The organism is Idiomarina sp. OT37-5b (genome assembly GCF_002968395.1).
Classification (GTDB): Bacteria; Pseudomonadota; Gammaproteobacteria; order Enterobacterales; family Alteromonadaceae; genus Idiomarina; species Idiomarina aquatica.
The window spans coordinates 2,137,219-2,154,721 of sequence record NZ_CP027188.1 but is presented as its reverse complement, the minus strand read 5'-3'; the positions used below and the strand labels follow the sequence as shown (position 1 = coordinate 2,154,721).

At 51.1% G+C, this 17,503-nt stretch carries 16 protein-coding genes; 13 read left to right on the top strand and 3 right to left on the bottom strand.

Features of this window, described 5'->3' with window-relative positions; all coding sequences use genetic code 11:
• Window positions 1-3: 3 nt before the first annotated feature.
• The 3 genes from pdxH to C5610_RS10185 are packed head-to-tail and all read right to left on the bottom strand — an operon-like array spanning window position 4 to window position 3,944.
• On the bottom strand, window positions 4-642 hold the full coding sequence (gene pdxH, locus C5610_RS10195; protein WP_105307069.1) for a pyridoxamine 5'-phosphate oxidase: 639 nt from the start codon (window positions 640-642) through the stop codon (window positions 4-6).
• A 30-nt stretch (window positions 643-672) separates the two neighbouring features.
• Entirely contained in the window at window positions 673-2,235 is a 1,563-nt protein-coding gene (locus tag C5610_RS10190; protein WP_105307068.1) for a response regulator, read from the bottom strand.
• A gap of 32 nt (window positions 2,236-2,267) precedes the next feature.
• Entirely contained in the window at window positions 2,268-3,944 is a 1,677-nt protein-coding gene (locus C5610_RS10185; RefSeq protein ID WP_105307067.1) for an amidohydrolase, read from the bottom strand.
• Window positions 3,945-4,142: 198 nt separating this feature from the next.
• Between C5610_RS10185 and C5610_RS10180 the strand changes: the two genes are divergently transcribed.
• The 13 genes from C5610_RS10180 (at window position 4,143) to fliL (ending at window position 17,499) form a co-directional block, all read left to right on the top strand.
• Window positions 4,143-4,766, top strand: a complete 624-nt coding sequence (locus C5610_RS10180; protein ID WP_105307792.1) for a LuxR C-terminal-related transcriptional regulator — start codon at window positions 4,143-4,145, stop codon at window positions 4,764-4,766.
• A 5-nt stretch (window positions 4,767-4,771) separates the two neighbouring features.
• Window positions 4,772-5,287, top strand: coding sequence for a DUF1285 domain-containing protein (locus C5610_RS10175; RefSeq protein ID WP_105307066.1), 516 nt, complete (start codon window positions 4,772-4,774; stop codon window positions 5,285-5,287).
• A 27-nt stretch (window positions 5,288-5,314) separates the two neighbouring features.
• A complete protein-coding gene (locus C5610_RS10170) occupies window positions 5,315-6,748 on the top strand; it encodes a sigma-54 dependent transcriptional regulator (protein WP_105307791.1) in 1,434 nt (477 codons plus the stop codon).
• Between the two features lie 117 nt (window positions 6,749-6,865).
• On the top strand, window positions 6,866-7,870 hold the full coding sequence (locus C5610_RS10165) for a sensor histidine kinase (protein ID WP_105307065.1): 1,005 nt from the start codon (window positions 6,866-6,868) through the stop codon (window positions 7,868-7,870).
• On the top strand, window positions 7,863-9,239 hold the full coding sequence (locus C5610_RS10160) for a sigma-54-dependent transcriptional regulator (RefSeq protein WP_105307064.1): 1,377 nt from the start codon (window positions 7,863-7,865) through the stop codon (window positions 9,237-9,239). The genes C5610_RS10165 and C5610_RS10160 overlap by 8 nt, the downstream gene beginning before the upstream one ends.
• A gap of 87 nt (window positions 9,240-9,326) precedes the next feature.
• Window positions 9,327-9,659, top strand: coding sequence for a flagellar hook-basal body complex protein FliE (fliE, locus tag C5610_RS10155; protein WP_105307063.1), 333 nt, complete (start codon window positions 9,327-9,329; stop codon window positions 9,657-9,659).
• Window positions 9,660-9,704: 45 nt separating this feature from the next.
• A complete protein-coding gene (gene fliF / locus C5610_RS10150) occupies window positions 9,705-11,396 on the top strand; it encodes a flagellar basal-body MS-ring/collar protein FliF (RefSeq protein WP_187346298.1) in 1,692 nt (563 codons plus the stop codon).
• Window positions 11,389-12,435: a flagellar motor switch protein FliG gene (gene fliG / locus C5610_RS10145; protein ID WP_105307061.1), complete on the top strand. Its 1,047-nt coding sequence runs from the start codon at window positions 11,389-11,391 to the stop codon at window positions 12,433-12,435. The genes fliF and fliG overlap by 8 nt, the downstream gene beginning before the upstream one ends.
• A 22-nt stretch (window positions 12,436-12,457) precedes the next feature.
• Window positions 12,458-13,207 (top strand): flagellar assembly protein FliH, encoded by a 750-nt coding sequence (gene fliH, locus C5610_RS10140; RefSeq protein ID WP_105307060.1) that lies wholly within the window; start codon window positions 12,458-12,460, stop codon window positions 13,205-13,207.
• A gap of 2 nt (window positions 13,208-13,209) precedes the next feature.
• The gene (gene fliI / locus C5610_RS10135; RefSeq protein ID WP_187346265.1) at window positions 13,210-14,547 is read left to right on the top strand and encodes a flagellar protein export ATPase FliI; all 1,338 of its coding nucleotides are present in this window, start codon (window positions 13,210-13,212) and stop codon (window positions 14,545-14,547) included.
• Window positions 14,548-14,554: 7 nt separating this feature from the next.
• The gene (gene fliJ / locus C5610_RS10130) at window positions 14,555-15,022 is read left to right on the top strand and encodes a flagellar export protein FliJ (protein ID WP_105307058.1); all 468 of its coding nucleotides are present in this window, start codon (window positions 14,555-14,557) and stop codon (window positions 15,020-15,022) included.
• Between the two features lie 73 nt (window positions 15,023-15,095).
• Window positions 15,096-16,889 carry a flagellar hook-length control protein FliK gene (locus C5610_RS10125; RefSeq protein WP_105307057.1) on the top strand — a complete coding sequence of 598 codons (1,794 nt, stop codon included), beginning with the start codon at window positions 15,096-15,098 and terminating at the stop codon, window positions 16,887-16,889.
• A gap of 70 nt (window positions 16,890-16,959) precedes the next feature.
• A complete protein-coding gene (gene fliL, locus C5610_RS10120) occupies window positions 16,960-17,499 on the top strand; it encodes a flagellar basal body-associated protein FliL (RefSeq protein WP_105307056.1) in 540 nt (179 codons plus the stop codon).
• The last annotated feature ends 4 nt before the right edge of the window (window positions 17,500-17,503 follow it).

Below are 17,503 nucleotides of genomic sequence, written 5' to 3'. Positions count from 1 at the left end.
AATTTATGGCTGCAAACGCTGTACTGTCCATTGTCCCGCGTCGAGCTGGTAAAGGAAACGATCGTGCAGACGGTTGCGGCCACCTTGCCAGAATTCAAATTCGGTGGGTTTAATCAAATAACCGCCCCAATGCCCGGGACGCGGAACTTCCTGATCTGCGTACTGTGCCATGAGCCGTTCAAATTGTTGATCCAAGGTTTCGCGGCCACTGATCGGCTGGCTTTGCTGTGACACTAACGCGCCCACCTGACTGGCCTTCGGACGGGCATGGAAATAGCGATCGTTCTGCTCATCCGTTAATGGCTCAACCTGACCCTTGATGCTGACCTGACGTTCCAGCGGCAACCAGGAAAAATGGGCACAGATATTGGGGTTTAGTGCCAGATCGCGGCCTTTGTGGGACTGCTTGTTGGTGTAAAAACGCAGTCCCTGCGAGTCATGGCCTTTTAACAACACCACCCGTTGGCTTGGACAACCTTCACCGTCAACGGTGGCAATGGTCATGGCCGTTGGGTCGGCACTTAACTCTGCATCAATCGCCTGTTGCAACCACAAAGCAAACTGTTGATGCGGGTCATCATGTAATTGCTCGCGTTTTAACGTTCCGAGACCGTAGTCGCGGCGAATTTGCTCAAGATCCATTCCGTACCTCTTAATAAAAAACGGTTGCCGTTAGCGTTGATCAGGATAGCGCTGACGGATTTTTTCGATGGCATCCAGGTTATCCAGCATCAGCCCGACGATTTCTGGGTCAAAAAACTTACCGCTGTGTTGCAGAATATAATCCGCCGCCGATTCCATCGTTTGCGCTTCTCGATAAGTGCGATCGGTGCGAATGGCATCGTATTGGCTGGTGATGGCCAAAATTCGTGCATTCAGATCAATATCACGGCCTTTCTTCTGACTTGGAAAGCCTGAACCGTCCCAGCGCTCATGAATATCTTGCGCAATTTTGGCGGCAAGATGGGCAATTTCGGTATCGGTCTGGTTTAAATAGTCATGGCCTTTTATGACCTTTTGCATGATGTCTTCATAATCATGAATACTCAGTGCATCGGCGCGCTGGGCCAACTCCATTTGCACCGAAACCTTGCCAATGTCATACACTGATGCCGCCAGTTTCAGTTGCTCGGCATCGTCGAATGAAGCGCCGGTATAGATGGCCAGTTGACCGGCCATTTCGGCCGAACGCTTAACATGGTGGCTGATTTGTTCCACCGAACGTTTATCAATGGCTTCACCAACGCTGTAAAGCAGTTCACGCTGTTGCGCCCGTTCAGTATCACGGCTGTACAAATTATCGATAGCAATCGAACTATTATTCACGAATAAGCCAAGTAAGTTCTGATCCAGCTCAGATAACTCGCGAACACCTTTTATAAACAGTAAATACTGGCGTTCGCCTTTGGTCTTGTAGAGACCGTAATAATTATTATCGTGAATACGGAATTCGACGTGGTTTGGACTGCGTTGCAACTGCTGAATTAAGTCCCAGTCAATATCCTGCTCTACCGGTTTGCCTATCGCCAGTTCGTAGTCGCCGGTGCCGCCAATGATCTCGAAATGGTGATTGCCCTCAAGCGTGGCGGTCAGTCCTTCTGCTTCCGTCGAGTCGGTTCGGCAGTACATGGCGTCATCGGAGTGTGTGATCAACGCCACCAGTTGTTCCAGTATGCCCTGACACAGACCGTGCATGGACTTTGCACTGAACACCTCGGCAGAGGCGTTAATGACCTTTTCCAACCCGCGTTTGTTGCGCTCGATGGCGTTCAGATCGCGATAGGCCCGCAAGCAGGAATACATTAAGGTTACCAGCTTGCGGTAGGTCAGCTCAGTTTTTTCTTTGTAGTCATCAATATCGTAGCGCGCAATGACGTCTTCTTCCGGAGCCTGACCGGGCTGACCGGTGCGTAATACGATACGGATCAGCTTGTTTTTTAAGTCCTGCCGGATCCAACGTGCGACTTCCAGTCCGGCGTGGTCCGTTTCCATCACTACATCAAGCAACGTCATGGCAATGTCACTGCGCTCACGAAGGATTTTCTTCGCCTCGCTGCCGGAATAGGCTGAGTTAAAATTCAGCCGGTGACCATCAAGTTTAAAGTCACTGAGTGCCATGCGGGTGATGGTGTGGATCTCCTCATCGTCATCGACGATGAGGATTTGGAAAGGCTCAGCTTCGTCCTTGATTTCGATTTCCGGTTCGTCTTCGGAAAACAAAAAGTCGTCGTTCATGGTTCTGTGTCTCCCTCACCTGATGGCCGATATTAGCGTGACTGTTGATAGACCTTTTCGCCGGCTATGTAGGTTTGCTCAACTTGAATTTGCCACAGCGCACTGTTGTCAATCGCAAACGGGTCTTGGTCAACCACAATAAAGTCGGCCCATTTACCGGGTTCCAGTGAACCTAAATCCTGTTCCTGCCAAGCCGCATACGCAGCATCAATGGTAAAGGCTCGTAGTGCCTGTTCGGTCGACATGGCTTCTTCTGCATACCAGCCGCCCTGCGGTTGATTTTGGCGGTCCTGACGGGTGACGGCTGCATGTAAGCCATAAAAAGGATTCGCCAGTTCAACCGGGAAGTCAGAACCTGCGGCTACGATGGTGCCTTGTTCAAGCAGGGTTTGCCAGGCATAGGCACCTTCCATACGGTCTTTACCAAGGCGATCTTCTGCCATGTTTTTATCGCTGGTAGCGTGGGTAGGCTGCATTGAGGCAATGATGTTGAGGTCTTTAAAACGTTTTAGATCTTGCGGGTGTACAATTTGCGAGTGTTCGATGCGATTACGCAAATTGCGGCCGCCGATGCTGTCAAATTTCTCAGCGAAGGCATCAAGGGCAAGACGGTTGGCGCGATCACCTATAGCGTGAGTGTTAATTTGGAAACCGTGCGGAATGATGAGCTCATAGAGTGCATCAATATCTTCCGGCGAGGTGACCAGTAAACCATGATTGTCGTGGTCATCGCTATAAGGTTCGAGTAGGGCGGCGCCGCGACTTCCCAGCGCTCCGTCGGCATAAATTTTTACGCTGCGAATGGTCAGCTTATCATCGGCGCTGACAAACGGGCCCTCAGCAAGCAATTGGGGCAACTGTGGTTCGGTTGCGGCTATCATGGCGTAGATACGCAGCGGTAATTGCCCTTGATGTTGCAGACCCTTATAAATCGATAAGTCAGTTGCCGGAACGCCAGCGTCGTGAACGCTGGTAATTCCCAACGCCAATAAGTGTTCAAAAGCCAGCGCAAAGGCTTTTTTCTTTTCCGCTGCGGTAGGCTCTGGAATGATGCTTTCCACCAGCGCCATGGCATTGTCGATCAACACCCCGGTTGGTTCGCCGTTAGCATCCTTGATGATTTCTCCTCCATCGGGAGCAACGGTGCCGGCGTCGATGCCGGCCAGTTCAAGGGCTTTGCGGTTGGCCCAGCCGGCATGACCGTCAACACGAGTAAGGTAAACCGGACGGTCGCTAACCACTTCATCCAGTTGGCTGGCATTCGGGAAACTGCGGCTTGGCCACTGCTCCTGGTTCCAGCCGCGACCGGTAATCCAGGCTAATTCAGGTTGTGCTTTCGCGTAATCGGCGACACGGCTGACGGCATCATTGACGGATGTCGCGTCACGCAGATCGACCTGCAACAGACTCATGCCAAGACCGAGAACGTGGCCATGGGCGTCGGTGAGTCCCGGCAGTACGGTTTTGCCCTGCAAATCGACTTGCTCAAATTGCTGGTATTTGCCAACGAGTTCGCGGTCACCCAAAGCAATGATGCGGCCGTTTTGAACCACCAGTGTCTGAAACTGCTTTAATACCGCATCTTGACCCGCAGGACTGGTCAGCGTGTAGCCGTTGGCATTGGTGTACACTTTTTGTGCCGCAACGGGCGAAGAAATGAGCGTCAATGCCGCGATACCACCGGCAGCACACAGAAATTTTTTGAACATACACAACCTCATGTTGGTGTTTAAAGCCACTATAAATCCTAATGGCGTAAAATTGTATCAGGAGATAGTATTATAAGTTGTGTGTCTTTTTAACGTTTATCATGTAATTCGTCGATAGTTTAACAAACACTCTTGCTCAGAGAGCGAATTCAGGTATGCTAAAAGTTAGTGTGGTTGTCGCAAGATTTGGAAAAAAACATGAAAATTCTGATTATTGACCCGTCGTTTTTCATGCGCGCGGGCCTTATACAAGTATTGACGAATTATGCGACGCAACCGTCGATTTTTGAAGCGGAGTCCTTTAGCGTTGCAGAAACTTACTTGTCCTCTGATGAATTCAATTTGGTCTTCATCGAAATGGATTTGCCGGACGAGGAAATTCGTCCTGCTTTGCAACGTTTAAAACGGCTCGCTCCGCGTGCCCATTTAGTGCTTTTTACCCAAGCCCGTGCAATGAGTGATGTGCGCCAGGTAATGTCTGCCGGGGTGCGCAGTTACTTGCCAAAAGACTCTTCTGCAGAGCAGGCAAAATTAGCGATAAAAAGTCTGCTTAACGGCGATCGCTACTTGCCGGATGACCCCTCGCTGAATGAACCACGTCAGCGCAGCAGTGGTGCTGAAACCTTTCTATCGCCTCGACAACTGGAAATCATGCAGTTGCTGGCGCAGGGCTTATCCAATAAAGAAATTGCTAATATCCTCGGGATTACAGAAGGTACGATTCGTGTCCATCTGTCGGCCATCTTTAAGGCGATCAAGGTGTCTAATCGTACTGAAGCCACACTTTGGTATCTTCTGCGTCAGAAAAAGCTTGTTGATTGAGCCTTATGAGCTTAGATAAGCTGTTGGAACAACTTGAATCCTGTCAGCATGCCCCGACCGAAATGTGGGATCCACCTTATTGTGGTGAAATACCACTGTGCATCAAAGCCAACGGGGACTGGGAATACCAGAACAGTAAGATAGAGCGGCCTCGGTTGGTAAAACTATTTGCGTCGGTGTTGGTGCGTGAGCAACAGGACTACTACTTGGTGACTCCGGCCGAAAAGGTGAAGATCCAGGTAGAGGATGCGCCTTTCATTGTAACCGAATGGCGGCAGCTTGAAGTGGCCGGACAACCGGCAATAGAAGTTGCGACAAATATTGGCGAGCGATATATTCTTTCGGCGCGGACACCACTGGTTGTGGAGAAGGGTGTACCCTACGTGTGCTTACCAAGAGGTATGACCGCCAAAGTCCACCGTAACGTATATTATCAATGGGCAGAGCTGGCTCAGCATGCGCCTAATAACGAGTTTGTTATCCATAGTGCAGGTCAGGCGTTTACGCTTGGACAAGCTTAATTAATAGGGAATCTGCGGTCAGGCATGATGAATAACGCCAAAGTCGTTTACTTATGTGAGCAGGACAACAACCGACGCGAACGCTTTAAAACCATTTTAACATTCGTTGGCGAAAAGGTTGCGACCATCGCGTCGGTCGATGAACTTGACGGGGCGGACGATGTACTCTGTGTGATCGCCGGTACGGGAGTCAGTGATCTCGATCACCACGCCCGTGCGTTGCCGGCTATCCCGTTTATTTCTGCATGTGATTCACACCAGCCCGCACTGACAAGAGCCAACGTTATTGGCCCGATTGACAGCGACGTTGACTACCAGGAACTGTCGCGCTGGCTGCATTACTGTCATACCTACCATCGTAATCTGGCGCAGCACCACGGCTCGCATAATCATAAAACCGGTCAGCTCGAGACGATGTTGGTTGGTCAGGGGCCGGCGATACAAACCATTCGCCGTATGATCGCACAAGTTGCGGGCAGCGACGCTAATGTATTGGTGCTTGGCGAATCAGGAACCGGTAAAGAAGTGGTTGCCCGCGGCATTCACGTAATGTCCAAGCGTAAAGATGGACCTTTTGTGCCCGTCAATTGTGGGGCTATCCCCGGTGATTTGCTCGAAAGCGAGCTGTTTGGTCACGAAAAAGGTGCCTTTACCGGTGCCATCGGAACGCGCAAAGGCCGCTTTGAGTTAGCTCAGGGAGGCACGCTGTTTCTCGACGAAATCGGTGATATGCCACTGGCGATGCAAGTTAAGCTATTACGGGTATTGCAGGAACGGACGTTCGAGCGGGTTGGCGGTAGCAAAAGCCTGAAGGCCGATGTGCGCGTGGTTGCGGCAACGCACCGTAAGCTTGAAACGATGATCGAAGAAGGCAAGTTTCGTGAGGATCTGTATTACCGACTGAACGTTTTTCCGATTGAAGTGCCGGCGTTGCGCGAGCGGCAGGAAGACGTACCGATGTTGTTAAGAGAACTCACGGCGCGATTCAGAAAGGAGCGTGGCGTCGGTGTCCGCTTTTCCGACAAGGCGTTGGAGTCACTGTCGTTGCATCGCTGGCCAGGCAATGTGCGGGAGCTAACCAATCTGATTGAACGATTGACCATAATGCATCCGGATCAGTTGGTGGATGTGCAGGATTTACCGCCTAAATACCAACATATAGACCAGCCTGACGTGACGCCGGAATACCCTGATGAGTTGCTTGAACGCGACGCACTCAATTCGATTTTTGCCGATGATGACGATGATGATCTGGATGAACAGATGATGGATGCCAACGTTAATACGTCATTGCCGGACGACGGCGTCAACCTGAAGGATATGTTGAGTGAACTGGAAATTGCCATGATTGAGCAGGCGCTGGATAAGACCGACGGGGTCGTGGCGAAAGCAGCGGATCTGTTGAGTATGCGCCGTACCACGCTGGTTGAAAAAATGAAGAAATACCAGATAAAGCAATAGTTGTCGGTATTTTGACACGGTCAAAAACTACGTAACCTACTGATTATAATAAATAAAAAATAGGCATGCTGCTTGCATAGTCATAGTTAGAAACGTTGATGTCAAAACGGGGAAACTATGCAAGCACATCGATCATTAATTGATGCGATGCCAAACGCGGTCATCTTAGTGGATGACTCAGGCGTGGTAGAGCACTGCAATGATAATGCGCATCGACTGCTGAATGCTGCGTTGGTTGGACGCCCATGGCGCGACTGTGTTGCAGAGTATTTTGCACCACAGGCTGATGACTGGCACGAGGTCTCGCTGCACAGCGGACGTCGCGTAAAGGTTGATATTTCGGCACTGCACGACGGCACGGGACAGTTAATCGTTCTTACGGATTTGACGGAAACGCGGCGTCTACAACAAAAAATCAGCCACCTGCAACGGCTGTCATCAATGGGGCGAATGGTCGCTTCGTTAGCGCATCAAATTCGGACGCCGTTATCGGCGGCTATCCTCTATGCTCAGAATCTGGCGATGCCGGGGCTCGACGACACTCGTCGCAGCCGCTTCTCTGACAAACTCTTATCACGACTCAGTTCACTGGAACAGCAGGTTAACGATATGTTGCTGTTTGCCAAAAGCGGCGATCAGCAGGTGCTTGAATCGTTAAGCGCCGATCAATTGGTGGATTCGGTACTTGCTTCAGTGCAGCCCTACGCCGAAGGCAAAGGGGTTTTACTGCGAGTTGAACGTCATGCTCAGGCGCTTTGTATCCGCGCCAATCACACGGCGCTCAGTGGTGCCATTCAGAATTTGATAACCAACGCGATTGATGCCTCGACAGCGGGTCAGCAGGTGACCATGACATTGAGCGAAGCCAATGGCCATTGGCAGTGCCGAATCGTTGATCAGGGCGGCGGAATTCCACAACACATTCAGGCCCAGTTATTCACCCCGTTTGTTACCACCAAAGCCAATGGCACCGGGCTTGGCCTGGCCGTTGTCAACACCGTGGTGAAAGCGCATCAAGGGCAGTTGCAATGGCAGAGCGAAGAAGGCAAAGGCACCGAATTTACCTTGTCGTTCCCTGTGGATGACGTGCTGCCGGTGGCCAAGGAGGTTTGTTATGGTTGAAGCAAAAATTTTAATTGTCGAGGATGATGCGGCATTGCGCGAGGCCATCATTGATACATTGGAACTGGCCGATTATTGCTGTTTGGAAGCCGACTCCGGTGAAGCGGCGTTGGTCATGCTGAAGCAGCAACCGGTGGATCTCATCATCAGTGATGTACAGATGCCGGGTATCGATGGGTTGCAACTGCTGCGTAGTTTGAATAATCAAGGTATTGATGTGCCGGTTATCGTGATGACCGCGTTTGCGAAAGTCGATGATGCTGTTATCGCGATGCGGGAAGGAGCCATTGATTACTTAAGCAAACCTTTCTCGACCGAAACCTTGTTAAAGCTTGTGCAGCGACAATTACCCTTGACCGAACAGGATCAGTGTTCGGTTGTTGCTGAAGACCCATCGAGCCAGGCATTACTGGAGATGGCAAAAAAAGTAGCGGCAACCGATGCGACGGTGATGATCACCGGCCCCAGCGGTACCGGTAAGGAAGTGCTGGCGCGCTACGTCCATGAGCAATCAAATCGCAAAGAGCAGCCTTTTGTTGCAATTAACTGTGCAGCGATTCCCGAAAATATGCTCGAGTCATTGCTGTTTGGTTATGAGAAAGGGGCCTTTACCGGAGCGACTCAGGCAACCCCCGGTAAATTTGAGCTAGCACAGGGCGGAACCATCTTACTGGACGAAATAACCGAGATGGATATTAACCTGCAAGCGAAGCTGTTGCGGGTTTTGCAAGAGCGGCAGGTCGAACGACTGGGGGCAAGAAAATCCATCCAGTTGGATGTGCGGGTGATTGCAACTTCTAACCGTGATTTAAAGCAGGCGGTAGCTGAAGGGCGTTTTCGCGAGGATCTGCTCTATCGATTGAACGTTTTCCCGTTGCAGTGGCGGGCTCTGGCTGAACGGCGCAAAGACATTGTGCCGATCGCTGAGGCTCTGCTGGTAAGGCATCGGCAGCGTTTGGGAATAAAGCAGCAGGTGCGTTTTGGAAGCGCGGCTAAACAGGCGCTGGAGCACTATGCTTGGCCGGGTAACATTCGTGAACTGGAGAATGTTATCCAACGTGCTCTGGTATTGCAAAATGATGGTGAAATCAAGCCTCAGGACCTCATGCTAGAGCTTGATTTAGACAGTGTTTTTCCTGAGCAAATTGCTGACTCTGCGGATAGTAACCCATCGGAACTACCTTCAAATACTGAGACGGTTGCGGATGGCCTGGGCGAGTCTATGTTTCATCAGGAGTATAAAATCATCAAACAGGCGCTCCAGCGTCATCAGGGCAAACGTAAACCGGTTGCCGAAGAGCTTGGGATTTCCCCAAGAACACTGCGCTACAAGCTGGCAAAGATCAGAGAGAACGGATTACCGATCTGATCAGATCGCGCTCTCCTAAAAGTTGGCATCGTACTTGCATTTCTAACGTTAGAAAATCCATCTGTGGAAATTTTGACGGAGAAAAAGATGAAAGTCGATGCCAACGCAGCCTACCAACAATGGCAAGCTTTATCCGGTGTTAATGCCAGCCAGGATAAGGCAACCAATGTCAATGCCCTGCCGGGTAATACGGCTCAAGCCGATTTCTCCAACATGCTGAAAAATGCCATTGATAACGTCAATGAGCTACAGCAGACGTCCGGCGACCTAAAAACACGCATGGAACTGGGTGACCCGAATGTCACGCTGGAACAAACCATGATCGCCAGTCAAAAAGCAAGCATTGCCTTCGAAGCAACCGTGCAGGTAAGAAACAAGGTTGTTGAAGCGTACAAAGAAATTATGTCTATGCCGGTCTAACCGCGCGACTTAGGGAGTTAAACCGTGGCTGAATCTACAGACTTGATGGTAACCGAGCCAAACGTCAATAATCAGGGCAGCGGCAAAGACAATGCCGAGGGTAAATCTGGCCTGATGGACATGATCGGCAATTTTGATATGTTGCGCCAGGTTGTGGTTGTACTGGCTCTGGCAATCTGTGTTGCGATAGCCGTCTTTATTATGCTGTGGGCGCAAGAGTCAACCTACCGACCGATCGGCAAGCTGGAAACCGAGCAACTGGTTAGCACACTCGACTACCTGGATGCCAATGGCATCGAATACAAAGTGTCCGGCAATACGGTTTCGGTTCCTGAAGAACAATACGATGCCATCAAGTTGCAGCTCACGCGCGCCGGTGTTGATTACGGACAAACCGAAAGCAACGGCTCGGAAATTTTGATGAGCGAACCGGGTTTTGGTGTCAGTCAGCGACTTGAGCGTGAACGCCTCATTCACTCCCGTGAGGTACAGCTCGCCCGCGCCATCGAAGAAATGAAAGCCGTTTCCGCCGCACGCGTGTTGTTGGCCGTACCAAAAGAGAACGTATTTGCACGCCGTGAGAAGCAGCCGAAAGCCTCGGTGATGCTGAATGTGCGCGGTAATCAGTCGTTGAGTGAAGAAGAAGTCGCATCCATTGTTGATATGGTGGCGTCGTCGGTTACCGGTCTGCAAACTGAACATGTGACGGTTACCGATCAAAATGGTCGCTTGCTGAACTCGGGTTCGCAAAGTGCATTGGCGGCGCAAAGCAGCCGTGAGTATCAGCTGGAACTTAAGCGTGAAGAAGAATTACGTCAGAAAATTGACAGCATACTGATACCGGTACTGGGTTACGACAATTATACCGCGCAAGTGGACGTAACCATGGACTTTACCCGAAAAGAAACCACACAGCGTCAGTACAACCCAGATATGCCGGCGATTCGCAGTGAAATGACGGTAGAAAACCGTTCTAGTGGTACGGCTATTGGCGGTATTCCCGGCGCTCTGAGTAATCAGCCGCCACTGGAGTCGGATATTCCTGAACAGGCTAACGGTGGGTCATCGCAACGCGATGCCAGCGGTAGTATGCATCGCGAAGCGACACGTAACTATGAATTGGATAATACCGTCAGTTACACCCAAAACCAAACAGGTGTGATCGATCGCTTGAGTGTTTCGGTTGCGGTTAATCATAATACCCTTCAGAATGCAGAAGGAGAGACGGTGCAAGAGCCTCGTTCTGCGGAAGAACTCGATAATATCCGTCGCTTGTTGCAGGGTGGCTTGGGCTTTAGCCTGACTCGTGGGGATACGTTGGAAGTGGTCTCGGTGCCGTTTGCACAACTACCGGATTTAGGCGGAGGCGAGCAGGCGCTGTGGGATCAGCCTTGGTTCTGGCGCGCATTCCGGCTGGTCATGGGTGCGTTGGTTATCATTGTGCTGATTGTTGCGGTGGTGCGGCCAATGCTGAAGAAACTGATGAACCCAACGCAAGAGTTCGAGGACGATGCGCATGCATTACTGGATGATGACGAGCACATGGGCGATGAAACCATCGACTTATTGTCATCACAGTTTGATGAGAATTCGGTGGGCTTTGGTCCGGACGGTAGCCTGCAGTTGCCGGACTTACATAAAGACGAAGATTTGCTGAAGGCAGTTCGTGCACTGGTGGCGAATGAACCGGAACTGTCATCGCAAGTCGTGAAAGCGTGGTTGAATGAAGATGCCTAATACACAATTACAGACCAAAAAGCGTGAAACCGATTTCGATGTTCACAGCCTTGAGGGCGTTGAAAAAGCCGCTATCCTGCTGTTGAGTCTATCGGAAGAAGATGCTGCGCAGATCCTGAAGCACTTAGAACCAAAGCAAGTGCAAAAGGTCGGTATGGCAATGGCCAGTTTGCAGGACTTTAACCAAGATAAGGTCAACGCAGTTCATAACCTGTTTTTGGAAGAGATCCAGAAATTCACCAACATCGGCTTCAAGAGTGAAGAGTTTGTGCGTAAGGCACTTACCTCAGCGTTGGGTGAAGATAAAGCCGGCAATTTGATTGAGCAAATTGTAATGGGTGGTGGTTCGAAGGGTCTAGATTCATTGAAATGGATGGACTCGAAGCAGGTTGCAACCATCATTCGCAACGAACACCCGCAGATTCAGACCATTGTATTGTCCTATCTCGATGCCGAGCAAAGCGCGGAAATTATGGCACAGTTCCCGGAGAAGGTGCGTTTGGATCTCATGATGCGAATTGCCAACCTGGAAGAAGTACAGCCAGCAGCATTGCAGGAACTGAACGAAATCATGGAGAAACAGTTCGCCGGTCAGGCCGGTGCTCAGGCAGCGAAGATGGGCGGCCTGAAAGCCGCTGCGGATATCATGAACTACCTCGATACCAACATCGAAGGTCAGTTGATGGATGCCATCCGCGAGCAGGACGAAGAGATGAGCCAGCAAATTCAGGATCTGATGTTCGTCTTCGAAAACCTCGTCGAAGTCGACGATCGGGGTATCCAGACCTTGCTGCGTGAAGTGGAAGGCGACGTGTTGCAAAAAGCACTTAAAGGTGCGGATGACAACGTCAAAGAGAAAATCTTCAAAAATATGTCAAAACGCGCAGGGGACATGTTGAAAGACGACCTTGAAGCGATGGGGCCGGTGCGCATTAGCGATGTGGAAGCCGCCCAGAAAGACATTCTTGCTGTCGCTCGCCGTTTAGCGGATGCAGGTGAAATTATGCTTGGCGGTGGCGGTAACGATGAGTTCCTGTAAGGCAACGTGGTAAACAGCAATTATGAGCGACGGTTCTAACACGACAGAGAAGTGGCAGTTTCCTGATATTACCTCAGAAGAATTTCTGCAGGGGGAGAAAACCAATGCGCTCAACAAGCCGCGCCGTTGGCAGTATGAACCGCCTGAAGCTGATGACGATGAGGAGCAGGAACTGCAGCCATTGACGGCTGAGGAACTGGAACAAATCCGTGAAGCGGCTCGCGAAGAGGGCTTTAAAGAAGGGTATAACGCAGGCCATGCCGAGGGGCTGGAGGCCGGCCATCAGGAAGGTGTTGAACAGGGCCAACAGGACGGTTTCAATAAAGGCTTTGAACAAGGCCTGGCGGATGGCAAGGCCAAAATGGAACAACAAGCCGGAGAACTGTTAAAGCTGCTCGACAGCTTATCTCATCCGGAGCAAAAAATTACCGACGACGTCGAAGCGGAACTGCTGGAAATGGTCATGGAATTGACCGAAGCCATCTGTTTGGACGTCCCCTACAAGCAACCCGAGCTTGTTAAAGTTGCTGTCCGCAACGCACTGGAAGTGCTGCCGGTGACCGATCAACGTGTGGTTATCCATCTCAACCCCGATGATCTGGAACTGGTGCAGGACATGTACAGTGAGGAGCAGTTACGAGAACACGGTTGGTTATTAAATAAAGATGATTTGCTCGAGCGTGGCGGATGTCGGGTGACGACCGAGAGTTCTTCGGTTGATTATACCTTGCGCAGTCGTATTAAAAGTGTGTTCGATAAACTTAAGGGCTGATAATGAGCGAGTCCATTTTAAAAGGTCTTAAAAAAGCTCGTCAGCGCATTCAGAAACCTCCTGTTCTCGTGTCCGGTTATCTCACCCGGGTTGTCGGGCTGATGTTTGAAGCCGTTGGCGTGCGTGCGCCGATTGGCTCGAGCTGTCTGGTCGAGTCGGCCAACGGTGATATTGAGGCCGAAGTCGTCGGCTTTGAAAACAACATCAGTTATTTAATGCCGACTCAGGACGCCGATGGTGTTGTGCCCGGTGCAAAAGTAAAGCCTCGCTCAGAGAAAACCACCATCCCCTTTGGCATGGAGTTGCTGGGGCGCGTCATTGATGCGCGCGGAAACCCGCTCGATGGGCGGGGACCTATTCATACCGAACAGAACCGTCGCTATCGTAGCCAGCCCATGAATCCGCTTAACCGTCGTCCGGTTAAACAACCCCTTGATGTCGGCGTGACCGCGATTAATGCCTGTATTACCGTTGGACAAGGGCAGCGTATGGGCCTGTTTGCCGGCAGTGGTGTGGGTAAAAGTGTGCTTTTGGGAATGATGACCCGGGGGACTGATGCGGATGTGATCGTGGTTGGCCTGATTGGTGAACGAGGACGAGAGGTTAAAGAGTTTATTCAGGAAATTTTAGGCGAGGAAGGACTGCAGAAGTCGGTGGTAGTAGCCGCTCCGGCCGATCAGTCACCGCTTATCCGTTTGCGCGGTTGTGAAACGGCCGCAGAAATTGCCGAGTACTTTCGGGATCAGGGTCTAAACGTACTGTTACTGATGGACTCACTGACCCGTTATGCGATGGCACAGCGGGAGATCGCACTGGCCGTCGGTGAACCCCCGGCGACCAAAGGTTATCCGCCGTCGGTATTTGCAAAGTTACCGGCGCTGGTAGAGCGGGCAGGCAATGGGGGTGACGGACAAGGCTCAGTAACGGCATTTTATACGGTACTCACGGAAGGTGACGACTTACAGGATCCGATCGCTGATTCGGCACGAGCGATTCTTGACGGTCATATTGTCTTAAGTCGTGAGTTGGCCGATTCGGGTCACTACCCGGCCATTGATATTGAAGCTTCGATCAGTCGGGTTATGCCACAGGTCGTGTCGGAAGAACATATGAAGCAAGCAGTGCAAGTGCGGAAATGGTATTCAAATTATCGCCGTAACCGCGACCTAATTGCGATTGGCGCATACAGCAGAGGTTCTGATCCTGCCATTGATCAAGCGATTGCGATGCATCCCAGAGTCGAGAAGTTTTTGCAGCAACCAATGCGCAAAGTGGTCAGTTACGATGAGAGCCTGCTGTTGTTGCAGCAGGTTATCAACCCACAGCAACGTCAGGGTTAATTAGGCTATGGCGGATCTGCAACAGATGGCAATGTTACTTGAGCTTGAGCAGCGACGTGAAGACGAAGCGGCGGCAAACTATGCCCAGGTACAACAACAAGTCGACGACCAACGCTCGCGACTCGAGGGGCTATCACAGTATCGGCTTGATTACTTGCAGCAATTACAACAGCGCGGTAGTTCAGGCATCGTGTCGCGTCAGTTTGGTCAGTACCATGCCTTTGTCGGTAAGCTGGATGAGGGGGTTGAGCAACTTCACCGGTCGTTGGTAAAACTGCAGCAGGTCGCTGATCAGCGACGTCAACAGTGGCTAGCGCAGCGCCGCAAAAAAGAATCGATCAAGCATTTGATAACCGAGCAACAAAAGCGTGAAGAACATCAGCGCGCCCGCCGCGAACAAAAGAACTTAGATGATTTTTCCAGCCAGCGTTTTATTCGGGAAATGCAGTTAAAAGCCCGGAAGCCGACACAGTAAAACTGGCACGGCAATTGCTTTACTAAATGCAATGAGACCAAACGCGTTTCGGCGTCAAAATTGAGACACTATTATGCAACAACTGCTAACACTAACGGCCCAATCCGAGCAATTCCTAAAAGCTTCCGGTGATGTTCGACTGGAGCCTTCGTCGGCGAGCCAAAGCAAAGGCGGCGACTTTGCTCGTGAGTTGTTGGCCGGGCTGGAACTGAATAAAAGTGCTGACAGTGAAATAACCCAACAGCAACTAAAAGTGTCGCAAACAACGGCGCAGTTGCGGCTAAAGGAATCGGACGGCAAAGCGTTGCAGCGCTTTCAGTTTGATGACAGTGACGTTGGCGAACCGGTTGAAGCCCCGATTCTTGAGATGCTGGAGGAGATGCAGACATTGTTGCAGCCTGGCGGTGAGGCCAGTGACAGTCAGGGTGATGCGGCACAACTAGCCGCATTATCCGACCTTGACGATGAAGAGATGGCAGCGCAGTTGGCGAAGCTATCGGAGCTGTTGGCCGAGCTTGGTGCGGAGTCGCTGTCGGATGAGCAACGGCAACAACTTGCCGGTGAAGTCTTTGCTACCTTGTCTGAGGACGAACAGCGGCAAATCATGCAATTGTCCGTTGCCGATGTGGCCGAACAGGAGTCCGTTAAAGGCAGCGTCGATGCCGAATTATTGTCTCGACTGAGCCGGCTAAGTGAACTTGCTGACGCGGCGGTAAAGGTCGCCGGCGGCAAAATAGTCGCTAAAGAACCAGGCTTGAGCGAGAACGCGCAGCGTTCCGATGATGCCAAGGCGTTACAATGGCTGACTCAGCAGTTACAGGAATTAGAACGTGGGGCTAAGGCTGAATCTAGTGCTGAATCTAGTGCTGAATCTAGTGCTGCTACCGGTGATGATGATGCACGACAGGCGGTATTGCAGCAGCTACAACAGCTTCTCGATGATGACCGTTCTTTGAGTACTGAGCAAAAGCAACAAGTGCAGCAGCTTCTGAACCAAATAGAACAACAACTGATGCAGCCATCGCAGACCGCGGCAGCCACGACAAGTCAGCCTGCTGCCTTGAGTGAATTACAAAAACTGTTGGCTCAAGTTACCGATAACGACGCCCCGGCTGAACGCACCGAACGTGCGCAACCTGTGTTGAATGCTTCAGCAAAAGCAACTGAGACAACGACCAAGATGGCAGACCCTAAAGCGGCTGTTGAAGACAAGCCAGTGGATGTTGCCAGCAACAAGCCCAATACGGAAAAAAGTGCTGACGTTAAGCCCGATAATGCGCTAATGAACGGGGTCGCAGAGCGAGCCGCACCGTCACGTACCGAGGCGCCGACGAGCTTTGGTGAAGAATTGATTAATCAGCAAACGGCCGCGGTATCGACACAGACCGGTACCGTGAAAGCGACGGAAATGTCGTCAACGCTGCAGAGCAGTATGCAGTCGATTCAAAAACCGTTTGATCCGCAGCAAAGTGAAGCGTCACAGAAGTTGCAGGAACGCATCAACATTATGCTGAGTAAAAATATACAGCGTGCCGATATACGCTTGGATCCGCCCGAACTGGGTCAACTTCAGGTTCGTATTAATATGAACTCTGAACAAGCCACGGTGCAGTTTCAGGTGCAGTCACCCCAGGCTCGCGAAGCAATAGAAAATGCCTTGCCGCGACTGCGTGAGATGTTAGAGCAGCAAGGTGTGGCGTTAGCCGATACCGATGTTAAAGAACAACAGCAGCAAACCGCCGGTCAGCAGGAGTCCAGCCAGCGTGATGGCGGAATGGGCGGCCGTGCTGAAATGGTCGAAGAACATGAAATTGCTCTAGATAACGGTCGGCCCATTGGCTTAGGTGGCGTAGATTTCTACGTCTGAGTACTGCAATCATCGTTTAATAGGCGCTATAGTGTGAGACAATCCGCTCTGAACTAAGCGAGAAGACAAAATGGCTGAAGACAACCAAGAACAACAAGAACAACAAGAGCAAAGTGGAGCCGGCAAAAAGAAGCTGATATTGTTCGGCGGTATTGGTGTCGGTGTGATATTGATCGTTGTGGTCGTCATCTGGCTGTTCACGGGCTCATCCCCTGAAACCCCTAACCGTTCGGCGGGTTCTGCTGAAACCTCCCCAGCCGAAGTTGATGTTGGGCCGCCCCCCGAAGTGGGTAACGCGTTGTATGTTGGTATGCCAAGACCGTTCGTATTTATTGTACCGGGTGATGCGCGTGAGCGCACGGTTCAGATTAAGGTTCAGTTGATGGTGCGCGGTGAGGAAAACGAAGAGTTAGCTAAGCGCCATATTCCGTTGATTGAGGGAACTTTGCACCAAGTTTTTAGTTCGTCGACCGCAGAAGAGCTAAAGACAGTAGCGGGTAAAGAAAAACTACGCGAACTTGCGTTGCGTGAAGTTCAGGCCGCGCTGGAGAAAGTGGCGGGTCGTGGATTGGTCGAGCAAGTTTTATTCACAAGCATGGTCATGCAATAACAGA

Bases quoted from the DNA above. Each gene is read 5' to 3' on its own strand.
- pdxH (WP_105307069.1), bottom strand. From the start codon at position 642: ATGGATCTTGAGCAAATTCGCCGCGACTACGGTCTCGGAACGTTAAAA.
- C5610_RS10190 (WP_105307068.1), bottom strand. From the start codon at position 2,235: ATGAACGACGACTTTTTGTTTTCCGAAGACGAACCGGAAATCGAAATC.
- C5610_RS10185 (WP_105307067.1), bottom strand. From the start codon at position 3,944: ATGTTCAAAAAATTTCTGTGTGCTGCCGGTGGTATCGCGGCATTGACG.
- C5610_RS10180 (WP_105307792.1), top strand. From the start codon at position 4,143: ATGAAAATTCTGATTATTGACCCGTCGTTTTTCATGCGCGCGGGCCTT.
- C5610_RS10175 (WP_105307066.1), top strand. From the start codon at position 4,772: ATGAGCTTAGATAAGCTGTTGGAACAACTTGAATCCTGTCAGCATGCC.
- C5610_RS10170 (WP_105307791.1), top strand. From the start codon at position 5,315: ATGAATAACGCCAAAGTCGTTTACTTATGTGAGCAGGACAACAACCGA.
- C5610_RS10165 (WP_105307065.1), top strand. From the start codon at position 6,866: ATGCAAGCACATCGATCATTAATTGATGCGATGCCAAACGCGGTCATC.
- C5610_RS10160 (WP_105307064.1), top strand. From the start codon at position 7,863: ATGGTTGAAGCAAAAATTTTAATTGTCGAGGATGATGCGGCATTGCGC.
- fliE (WP_105307063.1), top strand. From the start codon at position 9,327: ATGAAAGTCGATGCCAACGCAGCCTACCAACAATGGCAAGCTTTATCC.
- fliF (WP_187346298.1), top strand. From the start codon at position 9,705: ATGGTAACCGAGCCAAACGTCAATAATCAGGGCAGCGGCAAAGACAAT.
- fliG (WP_105307061.1), top strand. From the start codon at position 11,389: ATGCCTAATACACAATTACAGACCAAAAAGCGTGAAACCGATTTCGAT.
- fliH (WP_105307060.1), top strand. From the start codon at position 12,458: ATGAGCGACGGTTCTAACACGACAGAGAAGTGGCAGTTTCCTGATATT.
- fliI (WP_187346265.1), top strand. From the start codon at position 13,210: ATGAGCGAGTCCATTTTAAAAGGTCTTAAAAAAGCTCGTCAGCGCATT.
- fliJ (WP_105307058.1), top strand. From the start codon at position 14,555: ATGGCGGATCTGCAACAGATGGCAATGTTACTTGAGCTTGAGCAGCGA.
- C5610_RS10125 (WP_105307057.1), top strand. From the start codon at position 15,096: ATGCAACAACTGCTAACACTAACGGCCCAATCCGAGCAATTCCTAAAA.
- fliL (WP_105307056.1), top strand. From the start codon at position 16,960: ATGGCTGAAGACAACCAAGAACAACAAGAACAACAAGAGCAAAGTGGA.